Annotated in this window: 31 protein-coding genes, 1 tRNA gene and 1 pseudogene; 18 read left to right on the top strand and 15 right to left on the bottom strand. The window is 64.0% G+C overall.

The features are described from left to right. Window positions 1-45: 45 nt before the first annotated feature. On the top strand, window positions 46-504 hold the full coding sequence (locus X739_RS141070; RefSeq protein WP_023795778.1) for a GNAT family N-acetyltransferase: 459 nt from the start codon (window positions 46-48) through the stop codon (window positions 502-504). Window positions 505-684: 180 nt separating this feature from the next. Beyond that, the gene (locus tag X739_RS141065; protein WP_198026167.1) at window positions 685-1,854 is read left to right on the top strand and encodes a PLP-dependent aminotransferase family protein; all 1,170 of its coding nucleotides are present in this window, start codon (window positions 685-687) and stop codon (window positions 1,852-1,854) included. Window positions 1,855-1,943: 89 nt separating this feature from the next. Here the strand turns inward: X739_RS141065 and X739_RS141060 are convergent, their stop codons facing one another. After that, complete coding sequence (locus X739_RS141060) at window positions 1,944-2,198, bottom strand: hypothetical protein (RefSeq protein WP_245273942.1); 255 nt, start codon at window positions 2,196-2,198, stop codon at window positions 1,944-1,946. Between the two features lie 154 nt (window positions 2,199-2,352). On the opposite strand from X739_RS141060, the gene X739_RS141055 reads away from it, so the two are divergent. The 4 genes from X739_RS141055 (at window position 2,353) to X739_RS141040 (ending at window position 6,969) form a co-directional block, all read left to right on the top strand. Further along, entirely contained in the window at window positions 2,353-2,781 is a 429-nt protein-coding gene (locus tag X739_RS141055; RefSeq protein ID WP_023774055.1) for a VOC family protein, read from the top strand. A gap of 360 nt (window positions 2,782-3,141) precedes the next feature. Further along, entirely contained in the window at window positions 3,142-3,759 is a 618-nt protein-coding gene (locus X739_RS141050) for a C39 family peptidase (RefSeq protein WP_031252336.1), read from the top strand. Window positions 3,760-3,781: 22 nt separating this feature from the next. Then, window positions 3,782-4,861 carry a D-alanine--D-alanine ligase family protein gene (locus X739_RS141045; protein WP_023795782.1) on the top strand — a complete coding sequence of 360 codons (1,080 nt, stop codon included), beginning with the start codon at window positions 3,782-3,784 and terminating at the stop codon, window positions 4,859-4,861. A gap of 122 nt (window positions 4,862-4,983) precedes the next feature. Continuing rightward, window positions 4,984-6,969, top strand: coding sequence for an AI-2E family transporter (locus tag X739_RS141040; protein WP_023795783.1), 1,986 nt, complete (start codon window positions 4,984-4,986; stop codon window positions 6,967-6,969). 305 nt (window positions 6,970-7,274) lie between these two features. Here the strand turns inward: X739_RS141040 and X739_RS141035 are convergent, their stop codons facing one another. Then, the gene (locus X739_RS141035) at window positions 7,275-7,583 is read right to left on the bottom strand and encodes a hypothetical protein (protein ID WP_023795785.1); all 309 of its coding nucleotides are present in this window, start codon (window positions 7,581-7,583) and stop codon (window positions 7,275-7,277) included. Window positions 7,584-7,849: 266 nt separating this feature from the next. Between X739_RS141035 and X739_RS141030 the strand changes: the two genes are divergently transcribed. Continuing rightward, complete coding sequence (locus X739_RS141030; protein ID WP_023795786.1) at window positions 7,850-8,092, top strand: hypothetical protein; 243 nt, start codon at window positions 7,850-7,852, stop codon at window positions 8,090-8,092. A 93-nt stretch (window positions 8,093-8,185) separates the two neighbouring features. Then, window positions 8,186-9,262 carry a PAS domain S-box protein gene (locus X739_RS141025; protein WP_023795787.1) on the top strand — a complete coding sequence of 359 codons (1,077 nt, stop codon included), beginning with the start codon at window positions 8,186-8,188 and terminating at the stop codon, window positions 9,260-9,262. Here the strand turns inward: X739_RS141025 and X739_RS1000000168505 are convergent. The 7 genes from X739_RS1000000168505 to X739_RS140995 all read right to left on the bottom strand — a co-directional run bounded on the left by X739_RS1000000168505 (window position 9,259) and on the right by X739_RS140995 (window position 12,657). Next, a complete protein-coding gene (locus tag X739_RS1000000168505) occupies window positions 9,259-9,540 on the bottom strand; it encodes a DUF982 domain-containing protein (RefSeq protein WP_084056471.1) in 282 nt (93 codons plus the stop codon). The genes X739_RS141025 and X739_RS1000000168505 overlap by 4 nt on opposite strands. Window positions 9,541-9,649: 109 nt before the next feature. Then, window positions 9,650-9,856, bottom strand: coding sequence for a hypothetical protein (locus X739_RS141020; RefSeq protein WP_023774064.1), 207 nt, complete (start codon window positions 9,854-9,856; stop codon window positions 9,650-9,652). 140 nt (window positions 9,857-9,996) lie between these two features. After that, window positions 9,997-10,287, bottom strand: a complete 291-nt coding sequence (locus X739_RS141015; RefSeq protein WP_023795788.1) for a hypothetical protein — start codon at window positions 10,285-10,287, stop codon at window positions 9,997-9,999. Window positions 10,288-10,498: 211 nt separating this feature from the next. Continuing rightward, window positions 10,499-10,744: a hypothetical protein gene (locus X739_RS1000000169550; RefSeq protein ID WP_156939423.1), complete on the bottom strand. Its 246-nt coding sequence runs from the start codon at window positions 10,742-10,744 to the stop codon at window positions 10,499-10,501. Between the two features lie 216 nt (window positions 10,745-10,960). Next, window positions 10,961-11,034, bottom strand: a tRNA-Gln gene (locus X739_RS141005). A 35-nt stretch (window positions 11,035-11,069) separates the two neighbouring features. After that, on the bottom strand, window positions 11,070-11,366 hold the full coding sequence (locus X739_RS141000; protein ID WP_023774067.1) for a hypothetical protein: 297 nt from the start codon (window positions 11,364-11,366) through the stop codon (window positions 11,070-11,072). A gap of 382 nt (window positions 11,367-11,748) precedes the next feature. Next, window positions 11,749-12,657 (bottom strand): alpha/beta hydrolase, encoded by a 909-nt coding sequence (locus X739_RS140995; RefSeq protein ID WP_023774068.1) that lies wholly within the window; start codon window positions 12,655-12,657, stop codon window positions 11,749-11,751. A 146-nt stretch (window positions 12,658-12,803) separates the two neighbouring features. Here X739_RS140995 and X739_RS140990 point away from each other — a divergent pair, with 146 nt between their 5' ends. The 3 genes from X739_RS140990 to X739_RS1000000171235 all read left to right on the top strand — a co-directional run bounded on the left by X739_RS140990 (window position 12,804) and on the right by X739_RS1000000171235 (window position 13,955). Beyond that, complete coding sequence (locus X739_RS140990; protein WP_023782819.1) at window positions 12,804-13,331, top strand: MgtC/SapB family protein; 528 nt, start codon at window positions 12,804-12,806, stop codon at window positions 13,329-13,331. 100 nt (window positions 13,332-13,431) lie between these two features. After that, window positions 13,432-13,728 (top strand): hypothetical protein, encoded by a 297-nt coding sequence (locus X739_RS140985; protein ID WP_023774070.1) that lies wholly within the window; start codon window positions 13,432-13,434, stop codon window positions 13,726-13,728. A gap of 92 nt (window positions 13,729-13,820) precedes the next feature. Further along, window positions 13,821-13,955 carry a hypothetical protein gene (locus X739_RS1000000171235; protein ID WP_023774071.1) on the top strand — a complete coding sequence of 45 codons (135 nt, stop codon included), beginning with the start codon at window positions 13,821-13,823 and terminating at the stop codon, window positions 13,953-13,955. A 69-nt stretch (window positions 13,956-14,024) separates the two neighbouring features. Here the strand turns inward: X739_RS1000000171235 and X739_RS140980 are convergent, their stop codons facing one another. The 4 genes from X739_RS140980 to X739_RS140965 all read right to left on the bottom strand — a co-directional run bounded on the left by X739_RS140980 (window position 14,025) and on the right by X739_RS140965 (window position 15,513). Next, on the bottom strand, window positions 14,025-14,270 hold the full coding sequence (locus tag X739_RS140980; protein WP_023774072.1) for a DUF982 domain-containing protein: 246 nt from the start codon (window positions 14,268-14,270) through the stop codon (window positions 14,025-14,027). Between the two features lie 23 nt (window positions 14,271-14,293). Beyond that, the gene (locus X739_RS140975) at window positions 14,294-14,530 is read right to left on the bottom strand and encodes a DUF982 domain-containing protein (RefSeq protein WP_023774073.1); all 237 of its coding nucleotides are present in this window, start codon (window positions 14,528-14,530) and stop codon (window positions 14,294-14,296) included. Between the two features lie 110 nt (window positions 14,531-14,640). Next, entirely contained in the window at window positions 14,641-15,084 is a 444-nt protein-coding gene (locus X739_RS140970) for a GFA family protein (RefSeq protein WP_023774074.1), read from the bottom strand. Between the two features lie 249 nt (window positions 15,085-15,333). After that, window positions 15,334-15,513 (bottom strand): DUF3606 domain-containing protein, encoded by a 180-nt coding sequence (locus X739_RS140965; protein ID WP_015317039.1) that lies wholly within the window; start codon window positions 15,511-15,513, stop codon window positions 15,334-15,336. Window positions 15,514-16,090: 577 nt separating this feature from the next. On the opposite strand from X739_RS140965, the gene X739_RS140960 reads away from it, so the two are divergent. Beyond that, window positions 16,091-16,519: a DoxX family protein gene (locus X739_RS140960; RefSeq protein WP_023774076.1), complete on the top strand. Its 429-nt coding sequence runs from the start codon at window positions 16,091-16,093 to the stop codon at window positions 16,517-16,519. Between the two features lie 124 nt (window positions 16,520-16,643). Here X739_RS140960 and X739_RS140955 read toward each other — a convergent pair whose 3' ends face one another. Together X739_RS140955 and X739_RS140950 are read right to left on the bottom strand one after the other, a co-directional pair. Further along, window positions 16,644-16,949 carry a hypothetical protein gene (locus X739_RS140955; protein WP_015317041.1) on the bottom strand — a complete coding sequence of 102 codons (306 nt, stop codon included), beginning with the start codon at window positions 16,947-16,949 and terminating at the stop codon, window positions 16,644-16,646. A gap of 98 nt (window positions 16,950-17,047) precedes the next feature. Next, entirely contained in the window at window positions 17,048-17,317 is a 270-nt protein-coding gene (locus X739_RS140950) for a hypothetical protein (RefSeq protein WP_023782815.1), read from the bottom strand. 308 nt (window positions 17,318-17,625) lie between these two features. Here X739_RS140950 and X739_RS140945 point away from each other — a divergent pair, with 308 nt between their 5' ends. From X739_RS140945 to X739_RS1000000170060, 6 genes and pseudogenes are all read left to right on the top strand, one after another. Continuing rightward, window positions 17,626-17,997: a hypothetical protein gene (locus X739_RS140945; protein ID WP_023774079.1), complete on the top strand. Its 372-nt coding sequence runs from the start codon at window positions 17,626-17,628 to the stop codon at window positions 17,995-17,997. After that, on the top strand, window positions 17,990-18,385 hold the full coding sequence (locus tag X739_RS01000000166545) for a hypothetical protein (RefSeq protein ID WP_032924429.1): 396 nt from the start codon (window positions 17,990-17,992) through the stop codon (window positions 18,383-18,385). Before X739_RS140945 ends, X739_RS01000000166545 begins: the two co-directional genes overlap by 8 nt. Before the next feature lie 34 nt (window positions 18,386-18,419). Then, a pseudogene (locus tag X739_RS140940) lies at window positions 18,420-19,001 on the top strand (terminase family protein); the annotation flags it as partial. Window positions 19,002-19,114: 113 nt separating this feature from the next. Beyond that, window positions 19,115-19,468: a hypothetical protein gene (locus tag X739_RS1000000167245; protein ID WP_023774082.1), complete on the top strand. Its 354-nt coding sequence runs from the start codon at window positions 19,115-19,117 to the stop codon at window positions 19,466-19,468. Window positions 19,469-19,594: 126 nt separating this feature from the next. Next, window positions 19,595-20,347, top strand: a complete 753-nt coding sequence (locus tag X739_RS01000000166550; protein ID WP_051407682.1) for a terminase family protein — start codon at window positions 19,595-19,597, stop codon at window positions 20,345-20,347. 361 nt (window positions 20,348-20,708) lie between these two features. Continuing rightward, window positions 20,709-21,116 carry a hypothetical protein gene (locus tag X739_RS1000000170060; protein ID WP_023795789.1) on the top strand — a complete coding sequence of 136 codons (408 nt, stop codon included), beginning with the start codon at window positions 20,709-20,711 and terminating at the stop codon, window positions 21,114-21,116. Window positions 21,117-21,127: the final 11 nt, after the last annotated feature.

Below are 21,127 nucleotides of genomic sequence, written 5' to 3' on the forward strand. Positions count from 1 at the left end.
ATTAGCGGCTTGCCGCCGGCGGCGGCCAGCCGTATTTCACGCCTCATGCCCGACATCCAATTCCGCAAGGCGCAAGCCTCTGATCTGCCAGCCATCGTCGCCATGCTCGCGGACGATCCGCTGGGTGCGGCCCGCGAAGATGCCTCGCTGCCGTTGGCGCGGGGCTATTTCGATGCCTTCGACGCCATCGATGCCGATCCCAATCAGCTGCTTGCCGTGGCCGTGGATGGCGCGGAGGTAATCGGCACCTTGCAGATCAGCTTCCTTGCCGGCATTTCGCGCAAGGGCGGCTGGCGTGGACAGATCGAGGCGGTTCGCGTCGTCAGCGGCAGGCGCTCCGACGGCGTCGGCAAGAAGATGTTCGAATGGGCGATCGACGAGTGCCGGGCGCGGGGCTGCGGCCTTGTGCAGCTCACCACCGACAAGGGGCGAGCGGATGCGCACCGCTTCTATGAAGGGCTCGGCTTCAGTGCCAGCCATATTGGTTACAAGAAGGGCCTTTAGCGGAAACCGCGCCGTTGCCCGTCCGGCCTGTCGGTGACTGGAGTATAGCGGAAGCCCTTCAGGCCCTATTCAAATCGCCTGGCAAAGCGGATATAGGTCAGTTAGGTTGACCTATTGTAAAAACGTCCGGGGAGGCGTGCCGTGACCCTTTTGAACCTCCTGGCCTCGCGCTCGTCGCGCATGAAGGCCTCCGAAATCCGCGAGCTGTTGAAGCTGCTCGACCAGCCCGACATCCTCTCCTTCGCCGGCGGCATTCCCGATCCGTCGCTGTTTCCGGCAGACGCCATCCGCGATGCCTATGCCGACGTGCTCGGCGGGCCGGAAGCCGCGGCAGCACTGCAATACCAGGTTTCGGAAGGCTATCTGCCGCTGCGGCGCTGGCTCGCCGGGCAAATGGGCAAGCTCGGCGTGGCCTGCGACGAGGCCAACATCTTCATCACCTCCGGCTCGCAGCAGGCGCTGGATTACCTCGGCAAGCTGTTCCTCTCGCCAAGCGATACCGCGCTGGTGACGTGGCCGACCTATCTCGGCGCGCTGCAGGCCTTCAACGCCTACGAGCCGCGCTATGACCGGCTGCGGCCCGAGGGCGGGAACATGACGCCCGATGCCTACCACACTGCTGCCGCCGCTAGTGGCGGCAAGGTGAAATTCGCCTATCTGGTGCCCGATTTCGCCAATCCGACCGGCAACACGCTAGGCCGAAAGCAGCGCGAGGCCGTGCTCGACCTTGCCGGCGAGCTCGACATCGCCGTCATCGAGGATGCCGCCTACCGGGCGCTGCGCTATGACGGCGATGGTGTGCCGCCGATCCTGGCGCTCGACTGCATCAGGTCCGGCGGCATCGACAAGGCGCGCACGCTCTATTGCGGCTCGTTCTCGAAAATCCTGTCGCCGGGCATGCGTGTCGGCTGGGTCTGCGCGCCGCGTCACGTTGTGGAAAAACTGGTGCTGTTGAAGCAGGCGTCCGACCTGCACAGCCCGTCGGTCAACCAGATGGTGATGCACCGCGTCGCCGAAGCCGTGTTCGACGACCAGGTGGAAAAACTCATCGACGCCTATCGCGAGCGCCGCGACGGCCTGCTCGGCGCGCTTGAAGCCAACATGCCGGAGGGGGTGACCTGGAGCCGTCCGGAAGGCGGCATGTTCGTCTGGGTGACGCTGCCGGAAGGCACCGACGCCACGGAACTCCTGGCACGGTCGGTGAAGGAGGCGCGGGTCGCCTTCGTGCCCGGCAACGCCTTTTACGCCGACGGCACCGGGCGCAACACGCTGCGGCTATCGTTCACGCTGGCCACCCGCCGCGCGGTGAGCGAGGGCATTCCGCGGCTGGCGGCGCTGCTCAAGGGTTAGGGCATTCCAGGGAAAGCGTGAAATGGTTTCCCGGGAAAGCGCGCAGCGCTTTCCCCAGATATTGAGTAATAGCAAAGGGCGGGCATCGCCTAAGCCGGCACGTTCACCAGCTGCTTGAGCTTCGCAAGCCTGGCACGGGCGAGCTTGCGGACCGGCCTTTGGAAATTTTCTTCGCCGGCTTCGACGACGAAGACCAATGTCTTGAAGTCCAGCATGAACTCGTCGATTGCCCGCCTCGTCTGTTCGGACCTGTCGCTGAACCGGCGCAGCAATGCGTTCGCTTCCTCGATGGCATCGGCATTGGCGCCGTCGACCAGCGCTTCAAGCTTCTGAAAACAATCCAATCGAAATTTCTCCCGCCGCGCCTGCAAACTAGCCATCGGCCCAAAAGTTCCATCGGGCCCGAAAAATTGTCGCTGGTTGTCAGCAGAGGCTCCGCCCCGCGTTGACGCCCTGCCGACCTCGCCTAAATTCGAGGTCTTGCGAGGAGGAGCTTTCATGGAAACCCGGGAATTGCATCGCGGCCGGCTCATCGACCACCTCCAACTCGTGGTGCGGGATCTCCCCGCCAGCCGGCGATTCTACGAGGCGGTTTTCCAAGTCCTAGGTGTCCCGATCGGCGGCACCGGCGAGGATTATTTCTGGGCCGACGAATTGTTCATTTCCAGCGCCGACAGCCGAGCCGCGCTGGGAAAGCTGACCGGCCGCCATCATCTGGCCTTCCAGGCCAGGGATCACGCCATGGTCGATGCCTTCTACAAGGCCGGGCTCGAAGCCGGCGGCACGGACAATGGCGCGCCTGGCGAGCGGTCCTATCATCCCGGCTACTATGCCGCCTTCCTGCTCGACCCGGATGGCAACAACATCGAGGCCGTCCATCACGGCCCGGCCAACCGCAGCGCCGCGTCGGTGAAGATCACGTTCTAGGAGCAATCGATCGACCGCGTCGAGGCGAGGTGATTCCGGTGCCGCATTCCGGGGTATTTTGGAGACTCGGACGCCACACCGGCGAATCCGATCGGATTCTTGACCTGGGCGGCACTGAAATTGTCCTGCAGAGCATGGATGGCGCCGTCTCTGGACAACAGGCAAAATCGGTCCCATACGGTGCGGCTTCAGGGAAGACGCGTGCGCGGGAAAGGCCGGTTGCTCGTTGAAAAAGAACGTCGCATCTGGCTGGTTTTTGGCTGGACGAAGGTCGCGTAGACGCCGCGCGCCTCGACAGGTCCGAGCGGCTTTCCTTCAATCTCGTAACTTGTATACGAGATTGACTCCCGAGGAGTCCGCATGAGCCCATTGCCTGAAACCGTGCCGTTTTTCAGTCAATGGGAGACGCCTGACATGACGCTGGCGGTGCTCGCCGACGGCGCCGAAGCCGCGTTGCGGCGGGATCCGCTGTGGCAGGGATCAGGCGCTGCCACGCTCGACGAATACGCGGTCTGGGCCGCCAATGTCTGCGGCATGGCGTGTCTCAAGATGATCCTGGCGGCGCGCGGCGAGATCGTGCCGACGATCGAACTGGCCAGGCGATGCACTCCATATGGCGGCTATGTCGTCGATGAAGGCTCGATCAAGGGGTTGATCTATGCGCCCTTCGTCACCTTCGTGAAGGCGGAATTTGGCCTCGATGCCGAGGTAATGACCAATGTCGCGACGGCTGACATTCCGTCGATCCTCGGCCGGTCGCGGTTCTTCATCGCTTCGGTCAGCAGTTCGATCCGCTGGCCCGAGCGCAAGCCGCCTTCGAAGGGCGGACATTTGGTTCTGGTCACCGCCGCCTCGGATGAAGGGTTCCGCTTTCACAACCCATCCGGCCATACCAGTGCCACACAGGCCAACGCAGTGTTGGTGCCAGCCGCTTTCGATCGCTTCTTTGCCAATCGCGGCATTGCCGTCGTCATTTGATTTCGACACTCGAGGGATTTCGATGACCGGAAAGATCAGGGTTGCGATCCTCTATGGCGGGCGCTCGGCCGAGCATGACGTGTCGCGGCTTTCGGCCGCCAACGTGCTGAAGGCCATCGACCGGACGCGCTACGAGGTGGTGCCGATCGCCATTTCCAGGGAGGGCAGATGGCTGCTGCAGCCGACGTCCGAGGCGGTGGGAGAGGGGGCGGGAGCTCCGGTGTGGGAGGATGGTGTGGAGGTGGCCTTGGTGCCCGGCGGCAAGGGCCGGCTGGTCTCAACGTCGCATAAGGGAACGCGGGCTGACCTAGCGCCGGTCGATGTCGTCTTCCCCGTGCTGCACGGTCCTTTCGGGGAGGACGGCTCGGTGCAGGGCTATGCGGAGGTTGCCGACGTCGCCTATGTCGGCTGCGGCATCCTCGCCTCGGCCGCCGCCATGGACAAGGACGTCGCCAAGCGGCTCATGCACGGGGCCGGGCTTGCCGTCGCCCGCTCGGTCACCGTCCACCGTAACGACGTCGGTTCCTTTCAGGAGATCGCCGGGGCGCTGGGGCTGCCATTCTTCGCCAAGCCGGCGCGCCAGGGTTCGTCGTTCGGAGTGAGCAAGGTGAACGACAGGGATGGTTTCGATCAGGCCGTCGAGACGGCTTTCCGCTATGACGGCAAGGCGTTGATCGAGGAGTTCGTCGAAGGCCGCGAGATCGAGTGCTCGGTGCTGCAACGGGCCGACGGCTCGCTCACGGTGTCGCTGCCCGGCGAGATCATCCCGGCCGGCAAGCACGGCTTCTACACTTATGAGGCCAAATATCTCGACGCCGACGGCGCGGTGGTCAAAGTGCCCGCCGATGTGCCGGCAGTGGTGATCAACCGGGCGAGGGAAATGGCTGGGCAAGCCTTCAAGGCGCTCGGCTGCGAGGCGCTGGCGCGCGTAGACTTCTTCCTGCGCGCCGACGGCTCCCTCGTTGTCAACGAGGTCAACACGCTGCCCGGTTTCACCGACATCTCGATGTACGCCAAGGCGCTGGCCGCGATCGGCATCGGCTATAGCGAGGTCATCGATATCTTGATCGAGCATGCGCTGGCGCGGCACGGCGCGCGCTGATCCGAGTCAGCGGTCGCCGCACCGGATAACCCGTCCTTTGGACAGCGTATCCTTCACCTCTGGCTAATGTTGCTCCCCGGCTCTATATGCCCAATCATGGGACTGGCAGGGGGAGGCATGGAATGGCGGCCAATCGTCGAAATGGGATGGCGTCGCCCGCGCGTGGCTTGGAGGACATTCTTTCGCCCGCCGCCCCGCACCCACGAACATCGTTGCCCAATGTAGCCACCATCGTCACCACGGTGGCGGCGCTGTATTTCGGCCGTGAGGTCTTCCTGCCGATAGCGATCGCGCTGTTGCTGACTTTCGCGCTCGCCCCCCTTGTGTCCGCGCTCAAACGGGCCGGTATTCCCCGGATTGCCGCCGTCATCGTCAGCGTATTGGGGGCCTTCGCCGCCCTTGCCCTGTTCAGCTTCATTGTCGCCACGCAGGTCAGCGAACTGGCGCAAAACATCCCGGTCTACCAGACCAACATCCTGACCAAGGTCCGCTCGCTCAAGGAGACTGGCGTTGGGGGAGGGATCATTGCCAGGTTGAGCAAGGTGATCGAACGTGTCGGCCAGGAGATCGACAGGCAAGAGACGCCGCCGCCGGCCGCCACCCCGGAAAAGCCGCCGCGTGACCCGGTGCCGGTCGAGATCGTCTCGCGCGAAAGGCCCTTGGAGGTTCTGCAGAACATAGTCGGGCCGCTGATCAGCCCGCTCGGATCGGCCGGGCTGATTATCGTCGTCGTCATCTTCATGCTGCTGGAGCGGGAGGATTTGCGCGATCGCTTCATCCGCCTTGTCGGGTATGGCGACCTTCACCGTACCACCGAGGCGCTTCAGGATGCCGGCAAGCGTGTCGGCCGGTACCTGCTGATGCAATTGGTCGTCAACATCGTGTACGCCGTACCAATTGCGGTCGGCCTGTGGATCCTGGGCATCCCGAATGCCTTGCTGTGGGGGCTGCTGGCACTCGGCCTGCGCTTCGTCCCCTATATCGGCCCGGCGATCGGCATGCTGCTGCCGCTGTTCCTGGCGCTGGCCGTGGCGCCGGGCTGGTCGCTCGTGCTGTGGACAGCCGCCCTGTTCGTGGGGATGGAACTGATCACCGGCAATGTCGTGGAACCTTGGCTTTATGGCTCCCGAACCGGGCTGTCATCCCTGGCGATCATCGTTGCGGCCATCTTCTGGACGTGGCTCTGGGGCCCGCTCGGGCTGGTTTTGTCAACACCGCTCACCGTTTGCCTGGTGGTGCTGGGCAGGCATGTGCCACAATTTGAGTTCCTCGACGTCCTGTTTGGCAACGAGCCCGTGCTGGAACCCCATGCACGCCTCTACCAGCGTCTGCTGGCCGGTGACCCTGACGAAGCCACGGACCACGCCGAGGAGATGCTGGATGAGAAATATCTGGTCGAGTTCTACGACAAGGTCGCCATTCCCGCCCTCCTGCTGGGCGAGCAGGACCGTGCGCGCGGTGTCATGGGCGACCAGCAAAGGCGTCAGGTGGCCGAGAGCGCCCTGGTGATGGTGGCAAACCTCGACGACAGCGCGCATGAGGAAGCAGAGGAAGAGGATGGCCCGCCGGCGGCCGAAGAGGAGACGGATGACAAGGATCCTTCCGGCGAAGACGAGACCGAACTGCCCGACGGCACGGATTTGTCGGTGCTTTGCACAGGCGGGCGCGGTGAACTGGACGATGCCGCCGCCGCTATGCTGGCACAGGTGCTGGAAGTCCAAGGCACGATGGTCTCGAAGGCCGGCTTTGCCGATATGGAACCCGCGAACATCCGCCGTCTCGAACTCGAAACCATCGATACCGTGGTGGTCGGCTTCCTGAACCGGGATTCCATCAAGCACGCCCGGTTTCTGGTTCGCCGGCTGAAGCGGGCGAAAGCGGCTTTGCGGGTGGGAATCGTGTTCTGGTCGCAGGCCGCCAATGAGGACAAGGAAGCGGCCGCGAAGCTCGCCCGTGACATCAACGCGGATTTTGTGGCGCATGGCATGGTGGACGCGGTGGTGGGCGCGCTGTCGAACGAGCCGCCAATCGCCCTCAAGCTCGTCGCCAAACGCCGGATGCGGCGACAGCGGGCCACCTCCCGAAAGGCCCCGGCGGCCGCGACCTAGGTCCCGGTTGATCCGGTCAATTTCGGTCGTTCACATATTGGAAGCGACATCGCGGGAGGAGGGCGGCCTTGGCTTGTGCGCCGGCCGGATCCTCGCGGCCTGGTGGGCAACGCGGGGCACGGGGTTGACTGGATTTCCAGCGAATGGTTTTTGCGCCTTGCGGCGCTGGAGCCAGCTGGACGACAGTTCGGCAAGCAGACTGCGCAGGGCCTTCACGACATCCTCCTCTGCTGGACGATGCGGTAATCTCCGAAGGCCGGACTGGTTCCATGGCGCATGGAGCCGTCGCACGCTTGGCGCTTTGGCTATTGCAATGAGCCTGATCGATGCAGACCGAGAGGGATCATCGAGCTCTCATCACGGTTCTCGACGAGTCCGGTTCCAGGCGGGGCCAATCCGTTGCCCAAGGCGTCGAATTCGATCGCAGCGCCAACCAGTTGGGCAGCCTGCAGGACCAGATGTTCAATGTCCTCGAGGGCGACGTTCTCGGCCAGGTTCCTGACCCTGATCCTTTCCGCCACCAACGACACGTTGATGATGCCCGCGGTCTTCAACGCTGCGCGGACGCTCGCATAGACGTCTTCACGCAGCCGTGTGGAATAGTCGTATCGCATCGAAACCTCCCGAAGCGAGTTGGTTTCCTCAAGTTGGCACGATGCGCCCCATGTCGGCTCATGGCAAGTGAAAAACGAAAAAAATACAAATTAAATCAGTCGGTTAGCATAATGACACGAACGCGTAACCTTCGTTCGATGATCATCATTGGTACGGCGCTGCATTCACCCACTGACCGCGCTTGACGCAGGATGCGGAAATTCCTAACTGTAAGTAGAATGAGGCGGTTACTAACTCGCCTGATCTTTGGCGCTAGGAGGCGCGCATGGCTGACCTGGAACGCCCGGAACGACTCCAGATCATGTTGACCCAGGATGAGCTGGCCGCGCTGGAAAACTGGCGTTTCGACAAACGCATGCCCAGCCGCTCGGCGGCGGTACGCGAATTGCTGCGCCGTGGCCTTGCCTCCGATGGCTTCCTGACGGCCGAGGTCGGCGCCAAGTCGCAGGAGTTCGGCGTGATCCTGCCCAATGGCGACGGCAAGACCCCGCCGGAACAGGCGGAGTGAAAATTTCGCGGTAAGTCTTCCATTCTCGCGCCGGCGATTGCCTTGATCCGTTTGCGCCTTATCTGATCGGGAAAGATGCAATTGCGGGTGGCGATGAACGATATCGACGGCAGCGACAGACAGGGGGCGACCGCCGACGCCCGGCTCGCGGCAATTGTCGATTCCTCCTTCGATGCCATTATCAGCAAGGACCTGAACAGCGTCATCCAAAGCTGGAACCATGCGGCGGAACGGATGTTCGGCTATACCGCCCAGGAGGCGGTCGGCCAATCCGTCCTCATGCTCATTCCCGATCACCTCAAGAACGAGGAGACCGAGATCATCAGCAAGATTCGCAGCGGCGACCGCGTCGCGAGCTATGAGACAACGCGCAAGCGCAAGGACGGAGCGCTGATTTCGGTCTCACTGACGATTTCGCCGATCAAGAACGGCAATGGCGACATCATCGGCGCCTCGAAAATCGCCCGCGATATTTCCGCCGCCAAGGAGAGCGAGCGCCGGATCAGGCTGCTGATGCGGGAGGTCAACCATCGGGTCAAGAACCAGTTCGCGGTCATCCTGTCGATGGTCAGGGAGACCAGCAAGCGCTCGAACGGTCCAGGCGAGTTCGAGGAATTGATCCGCGCCCGCATCATGGCACTGTCGCGGTCGCACGATCTGCTCGTCACATCGGAGTGGGCGGGGGCGAGCCTGTTCGACCTTATCCAGGAACATCTCAAGCCCTTCGGCCTCGAGGAGCAGATACTGCTCTCCGGCCCGGTCCTGACGCTGCAGTCGAACGCGGTGCAGAACCTCGGTATGGCCTTTCACGAACTGGGCACCAACTCCTCCAAGTATGGCGCGCTGGGCAGCGAAGGCGGCCGGGTCGAGATTACCTGGACCATCGGCTCCGGAGCGCATGCTCCCGGCTCCGCGGGCGAACGGGAATTCCAGCTGACCTGGGAGGAAAACTGCGAACCGCGTCCCAGCGACCGGCGCGATCAGACCACGCGCAAGGGGTTCGGCACTGTCGTGCTGCAGCGTGTGGCGCCGCAGTCGCTGGATGGCTCCGCCATTCTGGAACGGTCGCCCGGCCATCTCAAATGGCACTTGAGCGCGCCCCTGGCATCAATCATCGTGGCGCAGGCCGGCAGCGAGGCCGATAGCGTTTCGCCGGGTTTCGGCATCTAGGGCGATCGGCCGGTCCGGACGCTGTCCCCCGTTCCCTGTCGGGCTGCGATATGCGCCTCGCGCGTGGCTTCCAAATAGGCCTCCCTGGCGGTTTCGGGGGGCAAGTCGCCGCTCGTTGCCCTGCGGCAGGCGCGCAGTGCGGACCGATGTTTCCGGCTCTCGGCATCGCGCCAATGTGTCGCCAGGGGTCCGATCGCCTGTTGTGTGTTGGAGAGGTTGCGGATGGCTCCGGCAACGCCTACCGAAACGACAGACCTGGAGAACCATGCAGTTTGCATTGGAACCTAGACGATGTTTTAGCCCGTGGAACGTTGAGCGGCATGAGGTTTCATCGCCGCCGATCACTGTAGCATGGGGCTTTCCGGGCATCTCCGCGCGAACCAATCCCTAGAGGATGTTGGTCGTGACTTCGACGATGATCGCGGCGCCTTCCAGTCCACCGTTGGGAACGTGCACGACGCGCGAGACCCGCAGATCCTGTGGGTTTCCGTCGACCGACAGGGACACGCTCTCGCCAATGCGCGGCACCGCCTGGAAAGTAACATTGGTGGCGTCAGGCCTGTTGTCGATGGATATGCGGCAATTGACGGTCATGGACTCTCTCCAGTGTCTGGCGGTGCCCCGGTCGTCAACGCGGGGTCCATGAAATGGTTTCAGGAGGTTCGGTTCAACACCTACCGATGTCACGGGCGAAGTCTTCAAGCGCCCGGTAGCCCCGGTGTGCAGCCTCTGATTCAGTCGTCGGCTCTCGGAACGAAATAGTTGGTGGTGACCGCATTGCCGCCGATTCCACGCGTGACTTGAACCGAGGCATAGCCTTCCGGGGCAATCGAGCCGGTCGCCATGCGGTCAATCTGCTCGCACCGGCCGACCATTTCGCCGCTCGGCCACGGTGCCAATCTGATTTCAAGCGCCGCTTGGCACTCCGCCATCGATGAATAGACGACCGGGCGCGACTCCATGGGCCGACAGAGCGATGCGTTGCACGACAGCATGATCATCACCGCCGCGGTTGCCGGATCCATGAAACTCTCCTGTTGGACGTCATTGAACGTCCGACAGGCCGCAAGGTTTCATGCTGACGGCAGGAAGCGACCCCAATCAGATGGTCTGATTGTCGAGAAGCTCAGGACCTGCGGGAACAGGCCAGGGACGAGATCTGACAGCGCTCACGCCTTACCGAAGGCCCGGCGGCTTCGGTCTCAGCGCCTCTGGGCAGCCAAAATTCCGGGAACATCAAAGGCCAAACGAGGACATGGTCCAAGGGTTTTGGTACCCAAGGCGCGGCTTGGCATTCGCTGCGTCGGTCGGGGTCGATGTTGCTGTTCCGGTTGCTGTGCAGTCCAATTTTGCTGCCACCGCCGCCTTGATCGACAGACCAGCACACGCGTTCGCGGTGGTGACGGTCGCCTTCTTTTGGTGCGCCGCAGCGACATTTGAACCGGCGAGGACAAGCGCCAGGCAAATGAATGTCAACTTCATTAAATCCCCCTATTTTAGCTTAACCTGAATTAAAGTTAACGTAACGTTACCTGGCCGTCAATCGCGACCGAGGTTCAAGGCGGAAGCCACCTTTCCTCCTGCCCGGCAGGATCATCGGGCGGTTCTCTACCTGTCCCGGATCACGGCATGATTGATCGGAGAGGATCGGGCGCTACCCGAGCTGGTTCCGTTTACATCGTTGGCTTTGCAATTGCCTGGTTCCCGCTCATGGGCTCGAACCACGATTCACGCCTTCAAAGGGCGCTGTCCTACCATTAGACGAAGCGGGAAAGCCGGTACGTTATGGCGCCCAGGCAGCTTGCGGTCAATTCGGGAAATTGTTGACCGGCTCTTCGCAGCGATAGACCGGACAGTCCCCGTCGCGGGACGGGACATAGGCTGACATCGGCACTTCAGGCCAGTCGCACTCGTTGCCGAACTGCCTGACATAGCGATCGTAGGTGTTGGGGCCGGTGGTCAGCACCACGGCGCGGTGGTTCTGGATCATGGCCCGGATCTGAGCGCATACCATGGAGCGGCTGTCGGGCCGGGCGTCGGCCAGACCGGTCGCCGCGAGCACGACGCCCATGGCCGTCAACAGGGTCGGAACGCGAGCGGACATGATGGTTTCTCTTCGGTTTGACAGAATTGCGAACGCGGCTGTCCGGATTCGCCGGGAATGGGCCGCATGCATTGTCGCACATAACCGCCTATCGTGTCCGTTGGTTCCGCGACGGGCTTTGCCGGGCGCGCGGTGGCGCGCCGCGCAACTAAATCGTGCGTCGCGCATTGCTGGGCATGGACGGCAGGAAACCTTACGAAATACCGCAATGGCGGCCCGGAAACGAGGGCCGTGAGGCGATGTGCTGTTCCTTCTGCGGGGGCCGCGACCATCGGTTCGAGGAATGTCCGCGAATGCCCGATCCTTTCCGGCCCGGCGAGCCCGAGGGCGAGGATATAGCGGAGGAACCAGCCGGTTGATCCGAGGTGCCCGGTGGAGGTGGCTAACCGGTACCCGACTTGAGCCCGACGAAGAAATCGATCAGCGCACCTGCCGTTTGCGCGGGCGCCTCCTCCGGGAAGAAATGTCCGCCCGACATCGCTCGGCCTCGCACGTCGTCAGCCCAGTTCCGCCAGAGCGCCAACGGCCCACCTTCGCCGGCATACCATTCGGCGAGCGCGCCTTGCCCGCTCCACAAGGCAAGCACCGGGCAGGCGATGCGCCGGCCGGCGGCTTTGTCCGCCCGGTCGTGGTCTCGGTCGAGCGTTGCCGCGGCCCGGTATTCCTCGCAGATCGCGTGGATGTGGGCGGGGTCGCGCAAAGCTTCGACATAGGCCTGGCGGATGCCGGCTGGAAAGACATCGGGCGACGATCCCCAGCCACCCAACGCATTGTCGACGATGGCGTCGGCGGCGCCCGCCAGGATGTTTTCCGGCAAGGGTTCGGGCTGTGCCAGCAAGGACCACGGCCAGAAGCCGAGGGCCAGCCGGGCGTCGGCCCGGTCCCAGGCGTCGGCCGTGGGGACGATGTCGAGCACGGCGAGTTTTTCGATACGGTCGGGATGGTCGAGCGCCATGCGGTAGGCGACACGCCCGCCGCGATCATGGCCGGCGACCATGAAGCTGGCAAAGCCGAGCTTGGCCATCATCGCCACCATCTCCGATGCCATGGCCCGCTTGGCATAAGGAGCATGATCGGCGCTCGAGGCCGGGCAAGCGCTGCGCCCATAGCCACGCAGGTCGGCGCAGATGACGGTGAAACGGTCGGCAAGCAGGGGCGCAATATCGCGCCACATCAGATGGGTTTGCGGAAAGCCGTGCAGCAAAAGCACCGCCGGTCCGGCTCCGGCGCGGCGCACGAAGATGCCGGCGTCCTCGATATCGACGTCGATAGATTGGAAATGCTCCAACATGGCTGGCCTCCGGCACAGGCAACGGCTGGGGAACGGGATTGGTTGCGGGGCCTTCGCAAGCGCCGGCCTTTGCGCCGACCACGGCGATCCCGGGGGAACCACGGTCCGCCGCCCACGTTGGAAAGTCTCATCGCCACAGGGACATCATGGAACAGCTCGTCGAGGAATTCGGCCATCCCACTTACACCTCGTTTCCGGTCATCGCGGCGCGGCTGTTGCTGGCGACGCTTTACGGGGCGATCATCGGCTTCGAGCGCGAATGGCGCAATCGCCCCGCCGGGCTTCGCACGCACATCCTCGTCTGTGTGGCCGCGGCCACTTTCGGCATTCTGACGATCGAGATCATCCACGCACCGATGTTCGCGCAAGGGTCGGTCAAGGTCGATCCGATCCGCGTCGTGGAAGCGGTTACGGCAGGCGTTGCCTTTCTCGCCGCCGGCTCGATCCTGTTTTCGCGCGGCGAGGTCCACGGGCTGACGACCGGCGCCGGGATGTGGCTGGCGGGCGCGATCGGCGTCGCCTGCGGTCTTGGCCTGTGGCAGGTGGCCGGGTTCGCCACGCTGATCGTGCTGATCGTGGCGGGGCTTCTTCACCGGCTCGAGCCCAAGGCCGGCCCTGCACGGGAGGGCTACAGGAAAGCCACTCCGGCCGCAACGGACCGGTCCAGCGAATAAGCCTTGTTCCCAATCGTTTGGGCCAACCTTTTGCGCCGGCGGGCGTTGTCCCCGGTGAAGGGAATGCCGCCGTGGGGCGGCTTCAACGAAGGAGGCCGAGATGAAATCCCTCGCCATTGCGTCATGCGCCGCGATGCTGGCCCTGGCACTGCCGGCAGCGGCACAGACGGCTCAGCAGTCGCCGAACCAGCAGGCCGACAAATGCCGGGCACAAACGGATCAGGGCGGCAAGCAACAGCCCGGCAACGGCGATCTGAGCGAGAAGCTCAGCGATTGCGGCGGCGTGCTGAAACCGCCGCCCACTGGCGACCAGGGCATGGCCGCGCCGGCGCCCGACGAAGGCAAGACGCCGATCATCAAGCCGGGCGAAGTGCCGCCCCAGCCGCCGAAACAGTAGAGATCATTCGGCAGCATTGTCATGACGGCAGAGGAACTTTGCAGACCAGGAAACGTTTCTGTGACAAAACCGGACCTGGAAAGGATGGATCCGTGAGAGATGTTGCCAGTACCGCCGCGTTGCTTGCCTCTATTGCCATTGTCATAGTCCTGATGCTGATGGCGCCGAAGAGCTTCGGCTTCGAGGCTTCCCACCCGATCGTGGACGGCGATCTGCCAGTAGAATGACCGAAAAGCGGTTCCGCAACAAAAAAGCAGGCGAGTTCGCCTGCTTTTTCGTTCCTACGGTGCCTTTACTTACCTGACTAGAAGGCCGGCATGATCGCAGAGCGCGGTGAAGGCTTCCTGCGCCTGTGCCGCGCCCTCATTGTTAGCCAGCGCCGACTCGATTTTTTCGCGCGCGGTCTGATAGAAGGGGCCGCGCCTGGCTTGTGGCCAGTCGATCAGGATTTCACTGGCGTCCTGAAGCGTGGCCACCTCGCGGATGGTGGCCGAGCCATGGGGCCTGACCCGCAGCGGTGTCGACAGCATCAAACGGGCCATTGGTTTCTCCCGCTACTGGGTCCTCATTGGAGGATGCGCGCCTCGCGCGCGGCGTCGATCATCGCCCGCATGGCCTTTTCCGCCGGCGTCCAACCGTCCAGCGCATCGCGGCAGGTGCGCAGCGCCGCGCGGTATCGGCGGCCTTGGCCGGCCGGCCAGTCACCAAGGCATTCCAGCCCCTCCCAGGCGCTGCGCACCACGCGCTCCCGCTCGGGGGCGAATTTCAGGCGGATCGGTCGGGGAAACATCTTGTCGTTCAACGGTCGTCTCCATGAATCACGCACATCGGCCGACATGCACCGAGGAAGCGCCGGATAACGTCGACGACAGGGGAGGGTTCCAGGCCCGGAGGATCAATTTCTAACCATGCTTAGTCGCGCGCGACGGCATCCGACAAGGGCCTGGGCGCCGGCAGGTCGACATCCTGTGCTTGCGGCCGGTCATGCTCGAACTGCTCGGCGTCGGGCAAGGCATGCAGCCAGGTTTCGCGCCGGCCGGTCCACAATTCATATTGCGGTGCCAAATCCGTCGGTGCGACGTCGAGGCTGCCGAGCATAACCTCGGCCTCGTTGTCGTCGACCCAGGCGACGCGGCTGCCGCAGGTCGGGCAAAAGCTGCGTGTGCCGTAGCTGGCGACCTCGCCCGATGTCTCGAACGCATCGCGGGGCCAGATGGCAAAGGCCGAATAGGCCGAACCACCCGCCTTGCGGCAATCCTTGCAATGGCAAAGGCCAACCCGCGACGGCTGGCCGGTCACGACGAAATGCACGCCGCCGCAAAGGCAACTGCCGGTCCTGCGTGTTGTATCGGACATGGTTGCGCCCTTCGTTTCGCCGGCCTGGCTTTGCCTGCCATACGGCTGCTCCAGCCCTGGCAGGCTCCGTCAGTTTGGCATGCCGCGGGCCGGGCGGGACAGATGCTCGTCCGCCATTTCGTTGGCCAGGATGAGAAACCGGGAAAAAGACATCCTGTTCACCGTACCGCCGAGCCCGGTTGACGCGGCCCGCAGCATTCTTCAACGCCATGCCGGCGAATTGGTTGCCGCCTTGCGGCCGCTACTTTTTTATCCGCGCGCGGCCATGTGGTTGTCGAGCTTCTTGCGGGAAGGTCCGTAGCGCTTGATGATGGTCTGGGCCTCGCTCTGCGGAATGCCGTATTTGCGCGCGAAGGCCGCGACCTCGTAAGTTTCCTCGCTCGAGACCAGCTTGCGGTCCTGTTTGGTCTTGGATTTGTCGTCGGGCATGTCGGGTCTCACTTTCTGTAAGCCGCATGGTCGCGCGGACGCCTATATGTCGCGGTCACACATAACACGGATCGGCGATGCTGGTTCCATCGCCGGGCAATGCCAGTGCAGCCTAGGCCAATGAAGACGTCGGGTCGGCGCTGTCGGTGTCGCTGCATTGGGCGCAGCGCGCGCTGGCGCCGGGACAGCCGCGGCGATGCGTGCCGGCGGGGCAGCAAAGGCCGTTGGAACTCGTCCAGCGCGGGCATTGGAAAACCTGGCCGGTGCCGCCGCAGCCCTCACACCCCAGAACCGGTGTCCGGACCAGATAGGACTTCGTCCCCAGCCTGATGCTTGCGCCCAAAACCTGCCCACCCCTATCTGCACCAGACACAGCCGTGCATTAGCCCCGGCTAATAATATCACGATCAAGGTTACAGACAAGTTTCAGGACGATTAAGGATTCTAAACCTCAGCCGGTCGGGCGAGCCGTGTGCTTCCCCATCAGCCGCAGAAGCGGCAGCGGCGAAAAATCTCTGACGTGTAGGAATGACGCGTGCCGGTGCGTCCTTGGGGCTGATGAAGCTGGAGAACAACCATGTCGACTCAAATCGCACAATCGCCGTGGCAGACCGCGGCCCTTCTCGTCGCCCGCCTGATCTTCGCCGCCGTCTTCCTGATGGCGGTCACCTTCAAGTTCATGGGCATGGAGGCCACGGCGGGCTATATCGCGGCCGCGGGCTTTCCGTTCCCGCTCTTCCTGGCATGGTGCGCGGCAATCCTGGAGGTGGCCCTGGTGCTGTGTTTCCTCAGCGGCGCCTTCTTTACCCAAGCCGCCCTGGTTGCCGCGGCCTATGTGCTGTTCCTGGCCTTTGCCTTCCACGGACCCAGCCACTGGGCCGGCAACCAGGCCGAGTTCGGCTTCTTCGTCGACCATTTTTCGTTCCTGGCCGGACTGCTGTTCGCGGCGGTCCATGGACCGGGAAGAATTCTGGCGCTGAGCCTGGGATGGCCGGGCAGGGCGTAAGAAGCCCGCCCGGGGCAGGGCGTAGGAAGGCCGCCCGGGGCTAGGCGAAGAGGTCCGCCCGGGGCAGGGCGTAAGAAGCCCGCCCGGGGCAGGGCATAGAGAGCTCGTCCTTGGGGCGGAAGCCTCACATCTGATCGTTGTAGGGCTCCTTCATCTGGCCGACCATGCGGGCCAGCTTCGAGAAAGACGGCATGTCGGCCTCCGGCTGGCACTGATTGGCGAGTTCCAGCAGCCGGATCGGAAAATTGACGGCGTCGCGGTTCGACGCCGACATGCCGTCGGATCGCTCCTCGCCGGTTTCCGACGCCTCGGCCTTGCGGAGCGCGATATCGATCTCCTCCGACGTCAGCACTCCCTTTTTGACCAGGACGTGGTTGATCGAGGCGACGGCCATCAGCAGGCCCTCGAGTTGCAGGTTGGCGACGTTCATGAATTTCTCCCTCCGTTGATCGCAGTGGAACGCATCAGTAGCGTTTCCGATCCGGCCGGCGTGCAGGAACCAGCGCGCCGATCGTCAGCGGTAAGGCGCTACTCCTGCGTCAAGCGCTCGCCATACTCGCGCCAAAGCGCCCTGACTTCCAGGCTGCCGAGGCGCGGGATCGAAGGGTCGCCGCAGTCTATGGCGACAGTGCCGATGTCGTAGTTGGGGTAAGCGTTGGCGACGAAGCGGATCGCTTCGCCAAGCGAGTGCACCCGGATGGCTGGATCCGCCTGGCCTTGGCCGGTGCTGCGCACACCGGAAACCGTGGCCGGGGCGTGCCGCATCCTGAAGACGGATGCCATGGCCGGTCTGTCCATCGTCCTCTCCTACAAGGCCGTGCGACGGGAATCATTCCATGAGCTGGCACTGATGATTTCACAGGAGCCGGTTCATGGAAAGCCGGATAAATGTCAGCGGTCGGGATCATGCGTTCCCGGAAGATGTGAATTTTTTCCTATTTGGCATTGACCTGGTGAGGGCAGCGATGCTATAAATCCATCCATGGTGCTGATTTGCGCCACCGACCCGCCGCCGAGGCGGGTTTTGTGTTTCTGACCCCTGGTCGGGTTGCCTACCGGTGCGGTGGCGCCGTAGAGCGCTGCTTCCGCGAGATGCGAGAAATCCCATGCCCCGCTATGCCAGCATCATCACCGGCGATGACGGCCGCGAGATCGTCAGCGCCATCGGTGAATTCGAGGGCGGCCCGGTGGCGCGCCTCGGCCAGGTCGAGGAGGTTCCCGCCGGCGTGCTGATCGGCATGGTACGGGAGGCGGGCGGTGGCTTCTGCTTTCCGCAGGCCGGTATCGACAGCCGCGCTGTCGGCCTCGCCATGGCGAAGCTCAAGGCGCGGGCCGGTGCGGCAAAACCCGTCGGAAGGCCGAAGCGTGCCAAACGGGCCGGGAAGAAGCCCGTTCGGTCGAAAAAGGCGGTCCGGCGAACCAGAGCGGCGGCGCCGAAGGCGGCGGCGGGGGATGCCTTGGGGGAGGCCGATGGCTGAGGAAACCGATCCCGGGCCGGCGCGCCGCAAGGCCAGGGCGGCAAGGCGCAAGCCTGCTGCCAGTCCGGTAGCCGCGAAGACGCCCCGGCCGAAGCGGACCAAGAAAACACTGGGCGATGATTTCCTCGCCGCCGTACGGGCCGATTTTCGGGCGCATGGCGCCGGCGTCCTCGCCGAGGTGCGCGCCGACAAGCCGGATCAGTATCTGAAGATCGTGCTGTCGGTGCTGCCCAAGGATTTCGATGTCGCCGTCAACCAACTGGACGCCCTGAGCGATGACGAGATCCGCAGCCGCATCCGCGCCCTTGAAAACGTCGTCAAACCGTTCCTCGAGGAGCCGTCTGATCTCGGCCCGAACCGACTATCTGACGCTGCTGGCGGAGCTTGACCGCCGGCGTCGCTCAAATCTGCTGGCGGCTTACATGCCGTATCAGCGCCAGGCCGAATTTCACACGGCTGGAGCCGCCCATCGGGAGCGGCTGTTCATGGCCGGCAACCAGCTCGGCAAGACAAAAGCCGGCGGCGCCGAGTGGGCGATGCACCTCACCGGCCGCTACCCCGCGTGGTGGCAAGGCAAGGTGTTCGACACGCCGGTACGGCTGTGGGCCGCCGGCGTCACCGGCGAGGGCACGCGCGACAACCCGCAGCGCGTGCTGATCGGCCCGCCGCAGCAGCAGGCGGCATGGGGCACCGGCATGATACCGGCAGACGCCATTTTGGACACCATCATGGGGCGCGGCGCGCCCGGTGCGCTCGACAGCGTCGTGGTGCGCCATGGCGGCGGCGGCGATGTGCAGGCCGGCGAGAGCGTGCTGTCGTTCAAGAGCTACGAAAAGGGTCGAGAGAAATGGCAGGGCGAGACGCTGCATGGCGTCTGGTTCGACGAGGAGCCGCCGCTCGACATCTATTCCGAAGGCCTGACGCGCACCAACGCCACCGGCGGCATCACCATCGTCACCTTCACGCCGCTGCTGGGAATGAGCGACGTGGTAATGTTGTTCCTGTCGGCGGGGGAAGTGGAGCGGATGGGTGAAACCGCTCCGAAACCATGATTTGCAACACCGCTTGGCGGCAACTGAAGGTCGAGTAGCTTGTGGCGCGACGTTCGGGAGCCGACATGCGCCACCTCATAAAATTGTTCTTCCTGCCTGCACTGCTTTCAGCCTGCAGCGGCAGCGGCGATTGGCGCGCCGACGCGATCGCCGGCGCCGAAGGCAAGATGCGTGGCCTGATAAGCGATGCTTCGGCCACCTTCTCGCATGTCCAGCTTACCGGGGACAGTTCGACCGGCCAGACCTGCGGCGTCATCACCGCCAAGGTTGGCGCCTTCACCAAGGAGGCGCGCTTCATCGTCTATATCGACAACACCGCCGGTCCGTTTGTCGAGCCGGGCATGGGCCAGTCCATGTCGCGGGCCGACTTCGACTGGGCCTGGCGGAACGACTGCCTGAACGAAGGGTACAAGTCCTGAGGGGGACCCGATCCCCGCGCGGGGTTACTCGCCATGGGGGAAGTGGCCGCCGGCGACGGCCGCCAGAACCAAGTGCGAACAACACCATACGATCGGCGCCTCGCAAGATGATTCAAGGACAGCGCAATGAGCCGTCACGTCACCTTCATGACCATCGACGATGCGCCGCACTATTCGCCCGGGGAACGCGCGGCGATCGTCGCCGCCTATCCCGAACATGAGCGCGATGCCCGCGCCCGCGGCATTCCGGTGCTGGGCTCGGGCCGCATCTTCCCGGTGGCCGAGGCGCTGCTCGCCTGCGAGCCGTTCCGGCTGCCGCGCTACTGGCCGCGCCTCGGGGCGCTCGATTTCGGCTGGGACCATCCTTCGGCCGCCGTCGAGCTTGCCTGGGATACGGAGGCCGATGTCGTCTATGTCACCAAAGCCGCCCGCGCCTCGCAACAGACGCCGGCGATGCAGGCGCTGACGCTGAAACCCTGGGGCGAGTGGCTGCCCTGGGCATGGCCGCGCGACGGCCGCCGCGAGACGCTGGAAGGGGCGGGCACGGCGCTCGCCAAGCAATATGCCGCGCATGGGCTGAACATGCTGCCCGGCCACGCGCGCTTTGCCGACGGTTCGGTTTCGGTCGAGGCCGGGCTGATGGAGATGCTCGACCGCATGCAGAGCGGCCGCTTCAAGGTGTTTTCGACGCTCTTGTCCTGGTTCGAGGAGTTCAGGCTGTACCATCGCAAGGACGGCCAAGTGGTGAAGCTGCGCGACGATTTGATGGCCGCGACCCGCTACGGCGTGATGATGCTGCGCGAAGCGGTGATCGATTCCTCGGAGTTCAAGGCGGCGCGGCGCAAGGGGCAGAGCGATCCGCTGGCGGCGTTTCGGTAGGGTGCAAACATTGCTTCGTCCTCCCAGGGCGAAGCAGGAGCGAAGCTCCGTCGCCTAGGATCCATACCGTTACCTCTGCCGTGGAGTGCAGCGGAGCGAATTCTGCAGCGCTCGAGAGTCCCGGCATGGATCCCTTGGGCTGCGGAGCAACTCCAGGGGTCTGCGCCGCGTCGCTACGCTCCTCGCTCCGCCCGTGGATGACGAAAGTCGTTCGGGACGTCTCATACACCGGCACGCCTCTCGAAGACCCTTCGATCCGACAAACCGCAAAACGCGCGCCTGCCAGCGTGCGATCCGGCCATGCCGCGATCGCCGGCGCCGCACGCCTTTGTTCGAAGTCAGCCAGGCAGGGAACACCTAGATGGTCCACGTCATCCCGCTTTCCATTGCCCAGCGCCGGCTAGATACCGGCAACGCGCCGCAATACCTGCAGAGATCGCCAATCGGCGGCGGCATGCAGGGGCTGGGCGATCACCTTTCCGCTGTCGCCGAGCGCTACCAGCAGATGAGGGACGAGCAGGAGGAGTTCGACGCCGAGCTGGCACGTCGCCGGTTCAACGGCCAGATCGCGCAGGCGGAAGACGAGGTGACGGCCAACGCCCCGGCCGACGGTGCCGGCCTGCATGAGGCCATGTATGCCAGGTCGATCCTTATAGCGGCCGGGTGGTCAAGACCGGGCTGTTCGACAAGCTGTTTGCCGCCGCTCTGCCCGGCATGCCTCAGAGCCAGCGCGCCGCTTTCGCCCGGCAGGAGGAAGCGCTGCGTCTAACCGGTGGGCGA

The sequence above is a fragment of the Mesorhizobium sp. LNHC209A00 genome (genome assembly GCF_000502915.1).
GTDB lineage: Bacteria > Pseudomonadota > Alphaproteobacteria > Rhizobiales > Rhizobiaceae > Mesorhizobium.